Below are 16032 nucleotides of genomic sequence, written 5' to 3'. Positions count from 1 at the left end.
CGCAGCAATGGATATGTACACAACCCACAACATACGCCAACTGCCAGGCCGCCATCGCGAACAAGCTCGCTCCCACAAGGAGCTCAAATGCCTCGCATCACCGGCATTCGGCCCCGCGGGCCTTATGTGGTAGGCTTTGCCGGTTTGCACAGTGGGCGGCTGGAACCCGGATCCAAGGGTCGGCGTTTCCTCGTCCCATTTGTTCGCCTCAGGAGCTCTCATGCGTTTGATCCAGATGTTCACCGCCGCCGCCATTGCGCTGGCCAGCACCTTTGCCATCGCCGACGATGCGGCCGACAAGGCTATCCGCAAGAGCCTGGAAAACCTTCAGCTCGAAGTGCCGATCGAAGCCATCTCGGCCAGCCCGATGTCCGGCCTGTATGAAGTCAAGCTCAAGGGCAGCCGCGTGCTCTACGCCAGTGCCGACGGGCAGTACATCGTCCAGGGCAACCTGTTCGAGCTCAAGGATGGCAAGCCGGTCAATCTCACCGAGATCACCGAGCGCCAGGGCATCTCCAAACTGATCAACGGCATTCCGGTTGCAGAAACCGTGGTCTACCCGGCCGTTGGTGAAACCAAGTCTCATATCACCGTGTTCACCGACACCACCTGCCCGTATTGCCATAAGCTGCACGCCGAAGTGCCGGAGCTGAACAAGCGCGGCATCGAAGTGCGCTACGTCGCCTTCCCGCGCCAGGGCCTGGGTTCGCCGGGGGACGAGCAGTTGCAGGCGGTCTGGTGCTCCAAGGACAAGAAGGCGGCCATGGACAAGATGGTCGACGGCAAGGAAATCAAGGCCGCCAAGTGCGAGAACCCGGTTTCCAGGCAATTCGCCCTCGGCCAGTCCATCGGGGTGAACGGTACGCCGGCCATCGTTTTGGCTGACGGCCAGGTGATTCCGGGCTACCAGCCGGCGCCACAAGTCGCCAAACTGGCCCTTGGCGCCAAATGATCATGGATGATCCGCTTTTGAAGGTCACGGCTCGGCGAAGGTCTTCGTCGGGCCGTTAAACACGAAGCCGCGTTGCTGCGCGGCTGTATCCACGGCCGACCTTTGCGTCGGCCGTTTCATGGGGAGTCAAGAGTGAATCCGGTCAAAGTAGGCATCTGTGGGTTAGGTACCGTCGGTGGCGGCACCTTCAACGTACTTCAGCGCAACGCCGAGGAAATTGCTCGTCGTGCCGGGCGTGGAATCGAAGTGGCACAAATTGCCATGCGCACGCCAAAGCCTCAGTTCCAGACGACCGGTATTGCGATTACCAACGATGTGTTCGAAGTGGCCACGAACCCTGAGATCGACATCGTGATAGAACTGGTGGGCGGCTATACCGTTGCCCGCGAGCTGGTACTCAAGGCCATCGAGAATGGCAAGCATGTGGTCACCGCGAACAAGGCGCTCATCGCCGTTCACGGTAATGAAATTTTCGCCAAGGCCCGCGAGAAGGGTGTGATCGTGGCGTTCGAAGCCGCCGTGGCCGGTGGTATCCCGGTGATCAAGGCGATCCGCGAAGGCCTGTCGGCCAACCGCATCAACTGGGTCGCGGGGATCATCAACGGTACCGGTAACTTCATCCTTACCGAGATGCGCGAGAAGGGTCGCACCTTCGAAGACGTGCTCGCCGAAGCCCAGGCCCTGGGTTACGCCGAGGCCGATCCGACGTTCGACGTGGAAGGCATCGACGCAGCGCACAAGCTGACGATCCTGGCGTCCATTGCGTTCGGTATCCCGTTGCAGTTCGACAAGGCCTACACCGAAGGCATCACCAAGCTGACCACCGCCGACGTGAACTACGCCGAAGCCCTGGGCTACCGCATCAAGCACCTCGGCGTGGCGCGCAGCACCGCCAGTGGCATCGAGTTGCGCGTGCACCCGACGCTGATCCCGGCCGACCGCCTGATCGCCAACGTCAACGGCGTGATGAACGCGGTGATGGTCAACGGCGATGCATCCGGCTCGACGCTATTCTATGGCGCCGGCGCCGGCATGGAGCCGACCGCCTCTTCGGTGGTGGCCGACCTGGTGGACGTGGTGCGCGCCATGACCTCCGACCCGGAAAACCGCGTGCCGCATCTGGCCTTCCAGCCGGACTCGCTGTCAGCTCACCCGATTCTTCCGATCGAGGCGTGCGAAAGTTCCTACTACCTGCGGATCCAGGCCAAGGACCATCCGGGCGTACTGGCCCAGGTGGCGAGTATCCTGTCGGAGCGTGGCATCAACATCGAGTCGATCATGCAGAAGGAAGTCGAGGAGCACGACGGCCTGGTGCCGATGATCCTGCTGACCCACCGTGTGGTCGAGCAGCGCATCAACGACGCGATTGCAGCGCTGGAAGCGCTCCAGGGCGTGGTGGGCCCTGTGGTCCGTATCCGCGTCGAACATCTGAATTAATTCAGCTGCAAGCGGCAAGCCACAAGCCACAAGTTGAAAGCGGATCGGCTTTTACTGGTAGCTTGTCGCTTGAAGCTCGAAGCTCAAACCAAAGGTTTGCCCTAATGCGCTATATCAGCACCCGCGGCCAGGCACCGGCCCTGAATTTCGAAGACGTCCTGCTGGCCGGCCTGGCCACGGACGGCGGTCTCTATGTGCCGGAAAACCTGCCGCGCTTCACCCAGGAAGAAATTGCCTCCTGGGCCGGCCTGTCGTATCACGAACTGGCGTTCCGGGTCATGCGCCCGTTCGTCACCGGTAGCATCCCGGATGCCGATTTCAAAAAAATTCTCGAAGAGACCTATGGCGTCTTTTCCCACAACGCCATTGCGCCGCTGCGTCAGCTCAACGGTAACGAGTGGGTGATGGAGCTGTTCCACGGCCCAACCCTGGCGTTCAAGGATTTCGCCCTGCAGCTGCTTGGTCGCCTGCTGGACTACGTGCTGCAAAAGCGTGGCGAGCGGGTGGTGATCGTCGGTGCAACGTCTGGCGACACCGGTTCAGCCGCCATCGAAGGCTGCAAGCATTGCGAGAACGTCGACATTTTCATCCTGCACCCGCACAACCGGGTCTCGGAAGTGCAACGTCGACAGATGACGACGATTTTTGGCGATAACATCCATAACATCGCCATCGAGGGCAACTTCGATGACTGCCAGGAAATGGTCAAGGCCAGTTTCGCCGACCAGGGTTTCCTCAAGGGCACGCGACTGGTGGCGGTAAACTCGATCAACTGGGCGCGGATCATGGCCCAGATCGTTTATTACTTCCACGCGGCCCTGCAACTGGGCGGCCCGGCCCGTTCCGTGTCGTTCTCGGTGCCGACCGGCAACTTCGGCGATATCTTCGCCGGCTACCTGGCGCGCAACATGGGCCTGCCGATCAACCAGTTGATCGTCGCCACCAACCGCAACGACATCCTGCATCGCTTCATGAGCGGCAACCAGTACGTCAAGGAAACCCTGCACGCCACGCTGTCGCCATCAATGGACATCATGGTGTCGTCGAACTTCGAGCGCTTGCTGTTCGACCTGCACGGTCGCAACGGCGCGGCGATTGCCGGTTTGATGGACAGCTTCAAGCAGGGCGGCGGTTTCAGCGTCGAGCCTGAGCGCTGGACCGAAGCCCGCAAGTTGTTCGACTCCCTGGCCGTCGACGATGCGCAAACCTGCGAAACCATCGCCGAGGTGTTTGCGCAAACAGGTGAGCTGCTCGATCCGCACACGGCCATCGGGGTGAAAGCCGCCCGTGAATGCCGGCGCAGCCTGGACATCCCGATGGTGATCCTGGGGACGGCTCATCCGGTCAAGTTCCCGGACGCCGTGGAGCAAGCAGGCGTAGGAAAAGCGCTTGAGCTGCCTGCACATCTTTCTGATTTGTTTGAGCGAGATGAGCGTTGCACCGTGTTGCCCAACGACCTGAAAGCCGTGCAGGCCTTTGTCAGTCAGCATGGCAACCGCGGCAAGCCGCTCTGACCGCCAGAACCTGTCACATTTTGAAGCCCGTCTCCTGACGGGCTTTCTTGTTTCTGCATGCCAGACTGATCGGGTTTTCGGCCCTGGGAGGGACGAGCGAGTCATCTCGAAGGAAATGCAGATGTTGTTTTTTATCAAATCCAAACCCATGCGCAGCTGGGTAGCGGGCCTGGCGCTGATGAGCTGGGCACAATGGGGCGGCGCAGCACCGTTGGCCGTCTTCGAAACGCCGTTGGCCGATCCTGGCGAGCGGCTGGTGCTGGACACGCAGGAACTGAAGTGGATCAGGGAAAATCCACGGGTCGTCGTGGCCTCGATGCGGTTCCCTTTGTACCTGTTCAAAAATGAACTGGGACAGTGGGATGGGCTCAATCACGACATTCTCCAGCGCATTGCGCAGATGACCGGTCTTGAGTTCGTGCACCGGGAATCGTTCTCCCCCGGTCAGTTGCTGACCATGCTGGAGAATGGCGAGGCGGATATGACGACCAACCTGGCGATGAACGACGAGCGCCGGGACTTCCTGAGTTTCAGCCATGCATTTGGCGGGTTCGGCTGGGTATTTGTCGGGCGGGACGGGGAGGCGGCGCTCCACTCGCTGGAACAACTCAAGGGCAAGGTCCTGGCGCTGCCGGCACGGCATGCCCTGGAAGCGGAAATACGGCGCGACTACCCGGACATTGAATTGCGCACGGTCAAGACCTATGGAGAGGCGCGAGCGCTGGTGGAGAGTCGTGAAGCCTACGCCACCATCGAAAACGAAACCGGCGTGCACCTCTATCCGGCCGGCCAGTTGCAGGTAGGAACAAGCCTTGAGGGCAAGTGGCAACCGGACTACCTGGCCGTGCGCAAGGACCTGGCGCCGTTGCTGGGGATCTTGAATAAGGCGCTGGAAGTGTTCCCGCCCAACGACATGGCCGCACTGCGTTCCAAGTGGATGCCGGGTGTTGTCCCCAGCCCGGCGCCATCCTTCTGGCAGCGTGTGTCCCGCTGGGGTTACGGGTGTGTGACTGTGTTCGTGGGGTTCGGTCTGCTGTCGGTGCTGTGGAATCGCCGCTTGCAAAAACAGGTCGATCAGCGTCTCACGGCCGAGACGCTGCTCAAGGACCAGTTGATGCTTCAGAGAACCTTGATGGACGCCATTCCCGATCCGATTTTCATCCGTGATCTCGAAGGGCGCCTGGTCATGTGCAACAAAAGTTACGAAGACCTGTTGGCGACGCGTTTCGAAAAGCTGCGAGGTACGCGGTTGACTGACGTTGCGGTGTTTGCGCCGAGCACTGCCGAGCTGCTGCATGGAGAAGTGATGGAACAGTTGCGTACCGGCCAGTCCCGATTTGCCGACCGCCAATTGCTGTTCAGCAGCGGCGCGCGGGACATCTACCATTGGTCGGTGCCGTTCTACGGGGCTGACGGGCAGTTGCGCGGGGTTCTTGGCGGCTGGAATGACAGCGAGCGTCGGCGGTGTCGTTCTGACAGGCTGCCGGCATGATCGGTGGCGCTCGCCACTTATGCGTGGGGCGAAGGCGGTTGTTTCCCTGTCATATTGCACGCGCATGCTCGATTGAACGGGGCGCGGATGTGCTGCCTCGGTGCGCTAACGAACTTTCTGTTGCGGCCCACGGTCACTTACTGGGTACACGCAGTTGTTTTCGGACTATTGAAGGGTGAGCGAATGGAAAGTATCAGCCTATTGCTGGGTGAGGCATTGAGCCCGTATCTGGTCACGCTGACTCCCTCCGGCGCCAAGGGCGAATGCCTGGTGACGCTGAAGAATGCCTCCGGGGCCATTATGGTCGAGCGAGTGTTCAATCAGGCCCAGTTGACCGACAAGCGTCAACTGACGGACGTGGTCGATGGCCTGCATCGCGATGTGTTGATTGCCGAGGGCCGTCTGGAGCCCTGTGTGATCGCTGCGCTGCGTAATCTGGCAGGCAGCAAGGTGATGGCCGCCCCGAATTGACGAGGGTTTGTGGGAACCTTCCTACGCTTTTGTGAGTCAGACCCTTTACCAACAAGAGCAAGCATTGTGCTCCGGTGTTTGTCGCTTGTTGTACGAACCTTGAATGGTTACGTTTAACCCCGAGTTGTCTCCCCACTTCTCGGGGTTTCTTTTTGCCTGTCGTTCAAGGTTTTAGTGTGTTTTACCAGGCACTGGTTGATGTTAAGTGACCATAGACTTTGGTTCGCAGCATGCCCGTCAAATGGCGCCGTCGCTGCGCAATTTGGCAATCTGCTGCGCATCGTAGCCCAACGCATCGAGCACTTGCGCCGTGTGTTCCCCCAGGGCCGGCCCGACCCATTCGGAGGTGCCCGGTGTGTCGGAAAGCTTCGGGACGATACCCGGCATCTTGAACGCCTTGCCGTCCGGCAGCTTGGCCTGCAGGAACATTTCCCGGGCGAGAAACTGCGGGTCGCTGAACATGTCCTCGGCGCTGAAGATCCGGCTGGCCGGCACCCCGGCCTGGTTCAACTGCTCGATAACGGCGTCAAGCGGCAGCGAATTGACCCAGCGATCGATAACCCCATACAGCTCGTCACGTCGGCCGTCACGGCCATCATTGCTGGCCAGCTGCGGGTCGTTCGCCAGATCGTCGCGGCCGATGATCTGCATGAAGCGCTTGAAGATCGCATCGCCGTTCGCGCCAATTTGCACATGTTTGCCGTCGGCGCTGGTGTGGATGGAAGATGGCGTGATGCCGGGCATGATGTTGCCGGTGCGCTCCCGGATAAAACCGAATACATCGAACTCCGGCACCATGCTTTCCATCATGGCAAAGATCGCCTCGTACAACGCCACGTCCACCACTTGCCCGGTGCCACCGTTGACTTCACGGTGACGCAGGGCCATGAGCGCGCCAATCACGCCCCAGAGTGCGGCGATGGAGTCGCCAATGGAGATCCCGGTGCGCACGGGCGGACGGTCCTCGAAACCGGTGATGTAGCGCAGGCCGCCCATGGATTCGCCCACCGCGCCAAACCCGGGCTGGTCTTTCATGGGACCGGTCTGGCCGAAGCCCGAAAGCCGCACCATCACCAGTTTCGGGTTCAGTGCATGCAGGACTTCCCAGCCCAGGCCGAGTTTTTCCAGCACGCCGGGGCGAAAGTTTTCGATCAGGATGTCCGCTTCGCCAATCAGTTTTTTCAGGATCGCCAAGCCTTCGGGGTGTTTCAGGTTCAGGGTCAGGGACTGCTTGTTGCGTGCCTGGACGAACCACCACAGGGACGTGCCTTCATACAGCTTGCGCCACTTGCGCAGCGGATCGCCGCCGTCCGGCGATTCGACCTTGATCACCTCGGCACCGAATTCGCCGCAGATCCGCGAGGCGAAGGGCCCGGCGATCAGGGTGCCGAGTTCGATGACTTTGACGCCGGCAAGGGGTTTGGCAGTGAGCGACATGATGGATCCTGTAGGACAAAGGCAGAACGGATAGAGCGTTTTATCATAGGCCTGGATCAGACGCCGCAGGTTGATGGTCGGCAATTCGTGGATTGCCCGCGTCATCGGTTAGACTTGCCGCCTTTCCCCGTATCAAGAAGCCCGTTCATGGCCCAGCCGTCCACGACCTACAAGTTTGAACTGAACCTCACTGACCTCGATCGCAATGTGTACGAGAGCGTGAAGCAGACCATTGCCCGTCATCCCTCGGAAACCGAGGAACGCATGACCGTGCGTCTGCTGGCCTACGCGCTCTGGTACAACGAACTGCTGTCTTTTGGTCGTGGTCTGTCAGATGTCGACGAGCCTGCGCTGTGGGAAAAAAGCCTGGATGACCGCGTGCTGCACTGGATCGAAGTTGGTCAGCCCGATGCCGATCGCCTGACCTGGTGCTCGCGTCGCACCGAGCGCACCAGCCTGCTGGCCTACGGCAGCCTGCGGGTCTGGGAAGGCAAGGTGATCCCGGCCATCAAGAACCTGAAGAACGTCAACATCGCCGCCGTGCCTCAGGACGTGCTCGAAATCCTGGCCCAAAGCATGCCTCGGGTTATCAAGTGGGACGTGATGATCAGCGAAGGCACGATTTTCGTGACCGATGACCGTGGTCAGCATGAAGTCCAGTTGCAGTGGTTGCAGGGCGAGCGCGGTTGAGCCATTGACCTGACATTGAGTGAGCCATTGTGAGTAGCCATTGTGGGAGCGAGCCTGCTCGCGATAGCGGTGTGTCAGCCAGCATCAAGTCGACTGACCCGACGCTATCGCGAGCAGGCTCGCTCCCACAGAAAGCAAAGCTCCCCTGGCTACAATTCCTACAATTCAAAGAGAAACACCCGTCACCCCATGCGCATAGAACCCCGCCAGCTACCCGCAACCCTGCCATTTCTCGGTGACCTGCCCCCGCTGTTGACCCGCCTGTATGCCGCGCGCGGCGTGCAGTCCGAGGCTGAACTGGACAAGAGCCTGGCGCGCTTGATTCCCTACCAGCAGCTCAAGGGTATCGACGCGGCGGTGGATCTGTTGGTGGTGGCGCTGGAGCAACGCCAGCGGATCCTGATCGTCGGCGACTTCGACGCCGATGGCGCGACGGCCAGCACGGTGGGCCTGCTGGGCCTGCGCCTGCTCGGTGCGGCCCATGTCGACTACCTGGTGCCCAATCGTTTCGAATACGGCTATGGCCTGACCCCGGAAATCGTCGAAGTGGCGCTGGCCCGCGAGCCGCAGTTGCTGATCACCGTCGACAACGGCATTTCCAGCGTGGAAGGCGTAGCGGCGGCGAAAGCGGCGGGGCTCAAAGTGCTGGTCACCGATCACCACTTGCCGGGCCTGGAGCTGCCGGCGGCCGATGCTATCGTCAACCCGAACCAGCCGGGCTGTGAGTTTCCGAGCAAGGCCCTGGCCGGGGTCGGGGTGATTTTCTACGTGCTGATGGCGCTGCGTGCACGGCTGCGCAGCCTGGGCTGGTATGCCAGTAAGCCCCAGCCCAACATCGGCGAACTGCTCGACCTGGTGGCCTTGGGCAGTGTCGCCGACGTGGTGCCCCTGGACGCCAACAACCGCATCCTGGTGCACCAGGGCCTGGAACGGATTCGCGCCGGACGCGCCCGTCCGGGCATCAAGGCGATTCTGGAGGTCGCCAAGCGCGATCACTCACGCATCACCTCCACGGACCTCGGTTTTATCCTCGGTCCGCGTCTGAACGCGGCGGGGCGCCTGGACGACATGAGCCTGGGCATCGAATGCCTGCTCACCGACGATGCGGCCCTGGCGCGGGAGATGGCCGCGCAACTGGACGGCATGAACCAGGACCGCAAGTCCATCGAGCAGGGCATGCAGCGTGAAGCCCTGGCCCAGCTCAAGGACCTGCCGGTGGAGTCGATGCCCTTCGGTTTGTGCCTGTTCGATCCGCAATGGCACCAAGGGGTTATCGGTATCCTCGCCTCGCGCATGAAAGAGCGCTATTTCCGTCCGACCATCGCCTTTGCCGATGCCGGGGATGGTTTGCTCAAGGGCTCGGGTCGCTCGGTGCCGGGGTTCCACATTCGCGATGCGTTGAGCGTGGTGGCCGCGCAGCATCCGACGCTGATCAGCAAATACGGCGGTCACGCCATGGCGGCGGGGCTGACCCTGCCGGAGGCCAATTTCCCGTTGTTCGCCGAAGCCTTCGACGCGGAAGTGCGCCGGCAATTGCGCGATGAAGACCTGACCGGGCGCTTGTTGTCGGACGGTACGCTGGCGGTCGAGGAGTTCCACTTGGAACTGGCCCGGGCACTGCGCCATGCCGGGCCCTGGGGCCAGCATTTCCCCGAGCCGATGTTCCACGGGGTGTTCCAGTTGGTGGAACAACGCGTGGTGGGCGAACGGCACCTTAAAGTGGTCCTCAAGAGCGAATGCGGCTCGGTGAAGCTCGACGGCATTGCCTTTGGCATCGACCGTGAAATCTGGCCGAACCCCACCGTCCGCTGGGTGGAACTGGCCTACAAGCTCGACCTCAACGAGTTCCGCGGGCAGGAAACGGTGCAACTGATGATTGCGCATATCGAGCCGCGGTAACGGGTGGGCCAGCTTGGCCCTGGTGCCGGGAGCAACACCTGTAAGAGCAAAGCCTGTGGCAAACCTGTGGGGCAAGCTTTGCTATCAGGTCCTCAGGTCCTCAGGTCTTTCAGTTTCCAAGGCCCCGGCCAGGTTTTTAGTTCTGAACCCTCCCTTCCCTCCGGTTGTCGACTAGGCTCTAAGCACTGGTTGATAGCCCTTGTGACGTCTTGTCCATTCTTTTTGCCCGCGGGGGCGGGTGTTGCACCTTTTGTCACTCGTCGACTGTTCAAACAGAACCCTGGAGCCTGCCCACTGATTCGAGAGGTGCCCCATGAGTCTGCTGCTGGAACCCTATACCCTTCGCCAACTGACCCTGCCCAATCGCATCGCGGTGTCGCCGATGTGCCAGTATTCGAGCGTCGATGGTCTCGCCAACGACTGGCACCTGGTGCACCTCGGCAGCCGTGCCGTGGGCGGCGCCGGCCTGGTGTTCACCGAAGCCACCGCCGTCACCGCCGACGGCCGCATTACCGCCCAGGACCTTGGGTTGTGGAACGATGAACAGATCGAACCGTTGCAACGCATCACCCGTTTCATCACCGCCCAAGGGGCCGTGCCGGCCATTCAATTGGCCCACGCCGGGCGCAAGGCCAGTACTTGGCGACCCTGGCTGGGCAAGCACGGCAGCGTCAAGCCGGCGGACGGCGGTTGGGTGCCGGTCGGTCCGTCGCCGATAGCCTTCGACCCCCAACACACCCAGCCGGTCCAGTTGGACGAAGGGCAGATCGCCGACCTGATCCAGGCGTTCGTGGCGTCGGCCCAGCGCGCCCTGACCGCCGGTTTCAAAGTGGTCGAGGTCCACGCCGCTCACGGTTACCTGTTGCATCAATTCCTGTCGCCCTTGAGCAATCAGCGCCGCGACCAATACGGCGGCTCGTTCGAGAACCGCATCCGCCTGGTGCTGCAAGTCACCGAAGCGGTCAGGGCCGTATGGCCGGAAGAGTTGCCGGTGTTCGTGCGCGTTTCCGCCACCGATTGGGTCGAGGACGGTTGGAACCCGGATGAGACCGTTGAGCTGGCGCGGCGCTTCAGGGCGTTGGGGGTGGACCTGATCGATGTGTCCTCGGGCGGCACCGCGGCGAATGCTGAAATTCCGACCGGCCCCGGTTACCAGACGCGTTTTGCCGAGCGGGTGCGCAAGGAGTCGGAAATCGCCACCGGTACGGTCGGCATGATCACCGAACCGGCCCAGGCCGAGCACATTCTGCGGACCTGCCAGGCGGACATCATTTTCCTTGCCCGCGAACTGTTGCGCGATCCCTATTGGGCGCTGCATGCCGATGACGACCTGGGGGGGCGCAAGGCGGTATGGCCGGCGCAGTACCAGCGGGCGACGCATCGGGACCAGCCGATCCATGAGTCGGATCTGCGGGATTGAGAGGGTCTGTGAAAACGCAAAGCCTCGGTCTCTTAGATCGGGGCTTTTTGTTTGTCGGCTGGATTATTGGGTGGCAGGACTGGCCTCATCGCGAGCAGGCTCGCTCCCACAGGGTAGGTGTGAACAACATCAATCTACTGTGGGAGCGAGCCTGCTCGCGAAGGGGCCATCCCTGACACCCGACGACTATCAGGGATACTTACGCTTATCCGGCGCCGGCGGAAAATACTGGTACAACCAGGTCTCGCTCAAGGTCCGGTCCTTGGTGCGGATGAACAGGCGCATCTGCACCGGGTCCACGCGGTCGTCGGTCGGGTACCAGTCGAAGGTGATGCGGTAGCCCTTGATCGCATCCAGCACCAGCACGTTGAAATCCTTCACTTCGCCGTGGGAACAGGTCACCACGGGTTCGATGCCGGTGCCCGGCGGCAGTTGGTCGAGGCCGCCGCCGCTGAAGTCCACGGCGAAACGGCGTGCCCAGACGGTCGGGTAATGCTCGCCCGGCGCCCAGCCTTCGATGAAGCCGCCCATGCCGGAACGGGTCGCATCGACATGCGCCAGGTCCGTGCTGACCGGGGGCAGGGCGCTCCAGTAGAGCTTGTAGCCATAGTTCAGTGAATCCCCGGCCACGACCGGTTTTTTCGGTGTCCAGAATGCGACGATGTTATCCAGGGTTTCGCCGGTCGTAGGGATTTCCAGCAGGTCGACGGAGCCCTCGCCCCACGCCGTCGTCGGTTCGACCCACAGGCTTGGGCGCTTGCTGTACCAATCCACGGTGTCTTGGTAGCTGGCAAAGTCATGGTCGGTCTGCACCAGGCCAAAGCCTTTCGGGTTGTGGTCGGCAAAGGCGTTGAATTGCAGGGTGGCGGGGTTGTTCAGCGGGCGGCAGACCCACTCGCCGTTGCCGCGCCACATGGCAAGCCGGTCGGAATCGTGGATTTGCGGGTGGATGGTGTCGCACATGCGCCGCTCGACCGTGCCACAACTGAACATGCTGGTCATCGGCGCGATGCCCAGTTGCTGGATCGCGGTCCGGGCATTGATGTGGGCATCGACCTCCATGACCACCCGGGTCGGCTGGCAATCGATGTCAAAACGGTACGCACCGGTGGCGCTGGGGGAGTCGAGCAGGGCGTAGACCACGAAGCGGGTGCTGTTCTTTTCCGGGGTTTCGAACCAGAACTTGGTGAAGTCCGGGAATTCCTCACGCTGCTTGGCGTACGTATCGATGGCCAGGCCACGGGCCGACAGCCCGTACTGGCCGCTGGCGTCTACCGCGCGGAAGTAGCTGGCCCCTAGGAACGACACGATGTCGTGCCGGGCCAGTTCCGGGGCCTTGAACACCCGAAAGCCGGAGAACCCCAGGTCACCGGTCAGCTGCGACGTGTTCACCGTGGTTTTCTCGTAGTTGAAGAGCTCCGGGCGAAAGTGCACCTCGCGGGCCAGACGGGTCTTTGCGTCGACGCTGTACATGCGCACCGGTTGCTTGAAGCCCATACCGACATGGAAAAACTGCACGTCCAGCTGGCCGTCCAACGGTTTCCACAAGGAGTGGTTGGCGTCGTACTGAATCGCATTGAACTGTAGGGGCGACATCTGGGCCAGGGTGGGCGGCAAGACCTGCTTGGTGTCGACATAGCGCTGCGCGGCCAATTGGCGCGCCTGGTCTTTCAGGGCATTGAAATCGAAGGGACGGGCTACGCCGTCGACGGTCTGATCAGCAGCCCAGGCGCGTGCGGCCATGAGCCCGGAGGCCGATAACCCGGTGTAGGCGGCGAAGGCCATGGAAGCCTTGAGCAGATTCCTGCGGTGCATAAGTACAACCTTTCTCGAACAATTCCGTGCCCGTCCTGGCAACAGAGATTGGTATATGGGTTCGGACATGCCTTTGGCCAAACGCGACGCACGTTAGAACAGATGCCTGAGAGCTGGATCGGTTCACCGAGGCGCAAAATCATAGGGGATGAGCTGGTTTCGAGAGAATGGAAAGCGTTCTCCAGTCAAAATTTCTTACAGTTATTTCTGTTTTTATGAGGATTCCGGCATTTTTTGACTAATTACTCTAAAAATCCCTTCTCACGGTTGGATTCCTCCCTATTCTTTAGGTGACAGGCGATCCAACCCAGGATCCACACGGCGCTATCAGGTCAAATCAGACGTACGGAAGGACAACGCTCATGACGAAAATACAGGGCATCGCGCAAATGCTGGGGATCTTTCCAGGCCTGACCAATGGTCGCAGGTCACGACGCTTGAGCCTGGAAGAATTGAAGCTGGTGGAGCGCTATCGGGAACTGTCGGAAAACGACCGGATCGCCATGCGTTACCTGGTGGATGCGATGAGGAGTGTTTCGCGGTTTTGACCGCACTTGATGAGCGGCCGGAGCCGGTACACACCGGCCGCTCAGGTTGGCGACCAGTCCTGGGGACGCTCGGTGCGTTGGTGCAAGATCCGCAGGATCTGCAATTGCCCATGGATTAGCCGATAAGGCGCCACGAATGGATAGCGTGTCAGTACCAGCTCCCGAATATCGGGTGCGACTGAAGGGCGGCCCGAGCCGGGGAAGCGCTGCAGTTGTCGAAGCGTCTCCAGGATCGAGGCGATGACATCGTCGGCAGCGTCCGTGCCGAGGGCGCCTTGGTAGTGTTCGTGAATCGAGTCAAGGTCACTTTGTGCTTTGTCGGTCAGTACGATGCTCGGCACGCTTTGCCCACTTAGCCTTCACGGCATCCAGGTCGGTCAGGTTTCCAGCGTCGGCATCGGCTATGCCGCCCCTGATGGCTTGCAGATGCCAGGACTCGGCTTCCACATATCGAACCAGTGCACGCTTGAGGTGATATTGACGGTCGCGGTCGGTTGCGGCGGCCAACAAGTCCAGCTGTTGGGCCAGACCTTCTTCCACGCGAAAGGATAAAACGGGCGAGGCCATGGCTGATCTCCTGGGTGTATACGTTGTAGACACCCTAGGTTCTGCCAAGACTTTCGTCAACCGGCGAGCGTGCACTGATCGACGAAAACCTTAGCAGGACCCCGATAAGTCAGCCGCGGGCATGTGTTGCCAGGGTTGTATCGCTCTCAATGCTTGAACATCACATGCCGCACCACCGTGTAGTTCTCCAGCCCATACATCGACATGTCCTTGCCGTACCCGGAACGTTTCTGACCGCCATGGGGCATTTCACTGACGAGCATGAAGTGGGTGTTCACCCAGGTGCAGCCGTATTGCAGGCGTGCCGCCAGACGATGGGCGCGGCCGATGTCCGCGGTCCAGACTGAGGAGGCCAGGCCGTAGTCCGAATCGTTGGCCCAGGCTAGCACCTGCGCTTCGTCCAGGAATGAGGTGACGGACACCACCGGCCCGAAGACTTCCCGGCGGACGATTTCGTCATCCTGCTGGGCGTCGGCCAGCACTGTCGGTTCGAAGAAAAAACCGTTGCCGTCCACGGCCTTGCCGCCAGTGACCAGGCGAATATGCGGTTGAGCAACGGCGCGCTCGACGAAACCGGCCACGCGGTCACGATGCTGGGCGGTGATCAGCGGGCCCATTTCGGTATCCGGCGCGGTTTGCAGACCGTATTTGATGCTGCCCACCGCTGCGCCGAGTTTTTCGACAAATGCATCGTAGATGCCTCGCTGGACATAGATACGGCAAGCGGCGGTGCAGTCCTGGCCGGCGTTATAGAAACCGAAGGTCCGGATGCCTTCCACCGCCGCCTCCATGTCGGCGTCGTCGAAGATGATCACCGGGGCCTTGCCGCCCAGCTCCATGTGCGTGCGTTTGACGGTGTCGGCGGTGCTGGAGATGATGTTCGAACCGGTGGCGATGGAGCCGGTCAGCGACACCATGCGCACCTTCGGATGAGTCACCAGCGGCTGGCCAACGGTTTGCCCACGACCGAACACCACATTGAGCACCCCGGCCGGGAAAATCTCCGACGCCATCTCCGCCAGGCGCAACGCCGTCAACGGGGTCTGCTCCGACGGCTTGAGCACCACGGTATTACCGGCGGCCAGGGCCGGGGCGATTTTCCAGGCGACCATCATCAGCGGGTAATTCCACGGTGCGATAGAGGCTATGACGCCCACCGGATCGCGGCGGATCATTGACGTGTGCCCTGGCAGGTATTCGCCGCCCGCCGAACCGTTCATGCAGCGGCTGGCGCCGGCAAAGAAGCGGAACACATCGGCAATCGCCGGGATCTCGTCGTTCAGTGCCGCGCTCAAGGGTTTGCCGCAGTTGTCGGATTCCAGCTTCGCCAGTTCCTCTGCGTGGGCTTCGATGGCGTCGGCCAGCTTAAGCAGCAGCAACGAACGGTCCTTGGGCGCCACCTGCGACCAGTTGTCGAAAGCGCTGTCGGCCGCGCGCACGGCGGCATCGACCTGGGCTTCGCTGGCCTCGTTGATTTCCACCAGCACCCGACCCAGCGCGGGGTTGAACACGGCCTGGCCGGGGCCTTCACCATCGACCAGATGGCCGTTGATCAGTAGTTTGGTTTGCATGTTCATGTCTTCCTCTCGCTGTTTGTTTTTTGTGGGAGCGAGCCTGCTCGCGAAGCGGTGGTTCAGTCATTGCAAGATTGACTGATGGACCGCATCGCGAGCAGGCTCGCTCCCAGTGTGCCCGGCATGGGCTAAAGCCAGTCATCTGAAAAGTGGTGACCAGAATGAGTGACAAGAACTGTAGTGAAACGCAAGGGGGACGCCGTGAGGCCAACCTGA

At 61.2% G+C, this 16032-nt stretch carries 14 protein-coding genes; 9 read left to right on the top strand and 5 right to left on the bottom strand.

All coding sequences use genetic code 11. The features are described 5' to 3' along the window. The first annotated feature begins 220 nt into the window (after window positions 1-220). From J7E36_RS17535 to J7E36_RS17515, 5 genes are all read left to right on the top strand, one after another. Window positions 221-952, top strand: a complete 732-nt coding sequence (locus J7E36_RS17535; protein ID WP_215005383.1) for a DsbC family protein — start codon at window positions 221-223, stop codon at window positions 950-952. A gap of 132 nt (window positions 953-1084) precedes the next feature. After that, window positions 1085-2389, top strand: coding sequence for a homoserine dehydrogenase (locus J7E36_RS17530; RefSeq protein WP_215005380.1), 1305 nt, complete (start codon window positions 1085-1087; stop codon window positions 2387-2389). Between the two features lie 104 nt (window positions 2390-2493). Beyond that, window positions 2494-3903, top strand: a complete 1410-nt coding sequence (gene thrC, locus J7E36_RS17525) for a threonine synthase (RefSeq protein ID WP_215005378.1) — start codon at window positions 2494-2496, stop codon at window positions 3901-3903. 121 nt (window positions 3904-4024) lie between these two features. Beyond that, window positions 4025-5395: a transporter substrate-binding domain-containing protein gene (locus J7E36_RS17520; RefSeq protein WP_215005375.1), complete on the top strand. Its 1371-nt coding sequence runs from the start codon at window positions 4025-4027 to the stop codon at window positions 5393-5395. Window positions 5396-5578: 183 nt separating this feature from the next. Further along, window positions 5579-5866 (top strand): DUF3509 domain-containing protein, encoded by a 288-nt coding sequence (locus J7E36_RS17515; RefSeq protein ID WP_215005372.1) that lies wholly within the window; start codon window positions 5579-5581, stop codon window positions 5864-5866. A 237-nt stretch (window positions 5867-6103) separates the two neighbouring features. Here J7E36_RS17515 and J7E36_RS17510 read toward each other — a convergent pair whose 3' ends face one another. Continuing rightward, window positions 6104-7303, bottom strand: coding sequence for a CaiB/BaiF CoA transferase family protein (locus J7E36_RS17510; protein WP_215005369.1), 1200 nt, complete (start codon window positions 7301-7303; stop codon window positions 6104-6106). 147 nt (window positions 7304-7450) lie between these two features. On the opposite strand from J7E36_RS17510, the gene J7E36_RS17505 reads away from it, so the two are divergent. The 3 genes from J7E36_RS17505 to J7E36_RS17495 all read left to right on the top strand — a co-directional run bounded on the left by J7E36_RS17505 (window position 7451) and on the right by J7E36_RS17495 (window position 11312). Next, window positions 7451-7993 carry a YaeQ family protein gene (locus J7E36_RS17505; RefSeq protein ID WP_215005366.1) on the top strand — a complete coding sequence of 181 codons (543 nt, stop codon included), beginning with the start codon at window positions 7451-7453 and terminating at the stop codon, window positions 7991-7993. A gap of 189 nt (window positions 7994-8182) precedes the next feature. Further along, window positions 8183-9892 carry a single-stranded-DNA-specific exonuclease RecJ gene (recJ, locus tag J7E36_RS17500; RefSeq protein WP_215005363.1) on the top strand — a complete coding sequence of 570 codons (1710 nt, stop codon included), beginning with the start codon at window positions 8183-8185 and terminating at the stop codon, window positions 9890-9892. A 313-nt stretch (window positions 9893-10205) separates the two neighbouring features. Beyond that, entirely contained in the window at window positions 10206-11312 is a 1107-nt protein-coding gene (locus J7E36_RS17495; protein ID WP_215005360.1) for an NADH:flavin oxidoreductase/NADH oxidase, read from the top strand. Between the two features lie 189 nt (window positions 11313-11501). Here the strand turns inward: J7E36_RS17495 and J7E36_RS17490 are convergent, their stop codons facing one another. After that, a complete protein-coding gene (locus tag J7E36_RS17490; RefSeq protein ID WP_215005357.1) occupies window positions 11502-13127 on the bottom strand; it encodes a glucan biosynthesis protein D in 1626 nt (541 codons plus the stop codon). Window positions 13128-13489: 362 nt separating this feature from the next. Here J7E36_RS17490 and J7E36_RS17485 point away from each other — a divergent pair, with 362 nt between their 5' ends. Next, window positions 13490-13675: a hypothetical protein gene (locus J7E36_RS17485; RefSeq protein WP_215005354.1), complete on the top strand. Its 186-nt coding sequence runs from the start codon at window positions 13490-13492 to the stop codon at window positions 13673-13675. Window positions 13676-13716: 41 nt separating this feature from the next. Here the strand turns inward: J7E36_RS17485 and J7E36_RS17480 are convergent, their stop codons facing one another. From J7E36_RS17480 to J7E36_RS17470, 3 genes are all read right to left on the bottom strand, one after another. Next, entirely contained in the window at window positions 13717-14016 is a 300-nt protein-coding gene (locus J7E36_RS17480) for a type II toxin-antitoxin system RelE/ParE family toxin (RefSeq protein WP_215005351.1), read from the bottom strand. Next, on the bottom strand, window positions 13979-14242 hold the full coding sequence (locus tag J7E36_RS17475) for a CopG family ribbon-helix-helix protein (protein WP_215005349.1): 264 nt from the start codon (window positions 14240-14242) through the stop codon (window positions 13979-13981). Before J7E36_RS17475 ends, J7E36_RS17480 begins: the two co-directional genes overlap by 38 nt. A 146-nt stretch (window positions 14243-14388) precedes the next feature. Then, complete coding sequence (locus J7E36_RS17470) at window positions 14389-15813, bottom strand: gamma-aminobutyraldehyde dehydrogenase (protein WP_215005346.1); 1425 nt, start codon at window positions 15811-15813, stop codon at window positions 14389-14391. Window positions 15814-16032: the final 219 nt, after the last annotated feature.

It is taken from the genome of Pseudomonas fluorescens (assembly GCF_018614775.1).
Classification (GTDB): Bacteria; Pseudomonadota; Gammaproteobacteria; order Pseudomonadales; family Pseudomonadaceae; genus Aquipseudomonas; species Aquipseudomonas fluorescens_BY.
This window is presented reverse-complemented; position numbering and strand designations above follow the sequence as displayed.

What these genes read in the sequence shown, in the direction of transcription:
- J7E36_RS17520 (WP_215005375.1), top strand. Translation starts at nt 4,025, where the DNA reads ATGTTGTTTTTTATCAAATCCAAACCCATGCGCAGCTGGGTAGCGGGC.
- J7E36_RS17495 (WP_215005360.1), top strand. Translation starts at nt 10,206, where the DNA reads ATGAGTCTGCTGCTGGAACCCTATACCCTTCGCCAACTGACCCTGCCC.
- J7E36_RS17485 (WP_215005354.1), top strand. Translation starts at nt 13,490, where the DNA reads ATGACGAAAATACAGGGCATCGCGCAAATGCTGGGGATCTTTCCAGGC.
- J7E36_RS17470 (WP_215005346.1), bottom strand. Translation starts at nt 15,813, where the DNA reads ATGCAAACCAAACTACTGATCAACGGCCATCTGGTCGATGGTGAAGGC.
- J7E36_RS17490 (WP_215005357.1), bottom strand. Translation starts at nt 13,127, where the DNA reads ATGCACCGCAGGAATCTGCTCAAGGCTTCCATGGCCTTCGCCGCCTAC.
- J7E36_RS17515 (WP_215005372.1), top strand. Translation starts at nt 5,579, where the DNA reads ATGGAAAGTATCAGCCTATTGCTGGGTGAGGCATTGAGCCCGTATCTG.
- J7E36_RS17505 (WP_215005366.1), top strand. Translation starts at nt 7,451, where the DNA reads ATGGCCCAGCCGTCCACGACCTACAAGTTTGAACTGAACCTCACTGAC.
- recJ (WP_215005363.1), top strand. Translation starts at nt 8,183, where the DNA reads ATGCGCATAGAACCCCGCCAGCTACCCGCAACCCTGCCATTTCTCGGT.
- J7E36_RS17510 (WP_215005369.1), bottom strand. Translation starts at nt 7,303, where the DNA reads ATGTCGCTCACTGCCAAACCCCTTGCCGGCGTCAAAGTCATCGAACTC.
- J7E36_RS17535 (WP_215005383.1), top strand. Translation starts at nt 221, where the DNA reads ATGCGTTTGATCCAGATGTTCACCGCCGCCGCCATTGCGCTGGCCAGC.
- J7E36_RS17475 (WP_215005349.1), bottom strand. Translation starts at nt 14,242, where the DNA reads ATGGCCTCGCCCGTTTTATCCTTTCGCGTGGAAGAAGGTCTGGCCCAA.
- thrC (WP_215005378.1), top strand. Translation starts at nt 2,494, where the DNA reads ATGCGCTATATCAGCACCCGCGGCCAGGCACCGGCCCTGAATTTCGAA.